At 33.7% G+C, this 1,210-nt stretch carries 1 protein-coding gene; it reads left to right on the forward strand.

From position 1 onward, the window contains the following. The first annotated feature begins 600 nt into the window (after positions 1-600). Positions 601-1,047: a tyrosine-type recombinase/integrase gene (locus tag I3255_RS12895; RefSeq protein ID WP_238039180.1), complete on the forward strand. Its 447-nt coding sequence runs from the start codon at positions 601-603 to the stop codon at positions 1,045-1,047. The last annotated feature ends 163 nt before the right edge of the window (positions 1,048-1,210 follow it).

Consider the following 1,210-nt stretch of genomic DNA (forward strand, 5'->3'; position numbering starts at 1 on the left):
GCATTTTTAGATATGCCAAGTAATCTAGCCATGCCTTCTTGGGACAATCTAAGCTTATACCTAGATTTTAGTATTTTAACATTCATAAATAATTTATCTTTTAACTGATGACAAGTATATCTATAAATATGAATTATGTTTATTAAAATTTTAATAAATTTGAAAAATAACCATATATATAGACAGTGTTGTCAACTTTATCTATAAAGATAATATGAACGTGTTAATGTAATGGATTTCAGATAGAGTAAATTTTTTTAAGGTTATAATTAATTTTATTAATCATTCTTATTTGGCATTGTCAGAAATGATTAAAAGGAATATTTCACTAATTAACACGTTAATGTTAATAATATTTAGAATTATAGTTTCTTTTATTCTAAGAAAGTAATTTCAATTAAATTCCAGTTGTCACTATCGTCGTAGTTCTATCTGTGTAACTTTTTCAATAAATAGTACGGTTACCTATAATAATTTAAAGATATCTCCTAGTACTTAATATTTTATTAAGTTAAATTGAATTATTGTTATTCGAAAATCAATATTACTATAACATCCCAGCTGAGGCATCCGGAACAAATTGATTGAGAAGAACAAGTTTTGGCCACTTCAGCAGATAGAATGAAAACAAGAAAATGGCATCACATTACGCTCACTGAGCAGATGCAGGAGCTATTAGAAGTAATAAAACCTATAAGCGGTCCTCGTGATTTTATTTTTCCGTCAGATAGAGACCCGAAAAAGCCCTGCAACAGCCAAGTGGCAAATATGGCACTGAAACGTATGGGATTTGCAGGAAGATTGATGAGTCATGGATTACGTTCACTTGCAAGTACCACACTCAATGAGCAAGGCTTTGAATCTGACTTAATAGAAGCAGCATTAGCTCATGTGGACGATAACCAAGTCCGGAGTGCTTATAACCGCACTGATTACTTAGAAAGACGTATACCGATGATGATTTGGTGGAGCGGGCACATAGAAGAGGCTGCGCAAGGCAGCCTCTCTGTAACAGGAACTAAGCAATTAAAAGTTATAGGAAAATAAATCATGAAGCAATTAAACACCTACGATACCAAAGAAGAAGGCGAAGCGGCACTCGCCAAAATCGATGAACCAAAACGACTTGCCAGCGAGCGCGATAGTACCGAGGTGATTTATAACCTTTTTGGCACTCCAAGCTGGGTAAGTTTCTACAAGCTAGGTATGT

The organism is Psychrobacter sp. Ps6 (genome assembly GCF_022129235.1).
Taxonomy (GTDB): domain Bacteria; phylum Pseudomonadota; class Gammaproteobacteria; order Pseudomonadales; family Moraxellaceae; genus Psychrobacter.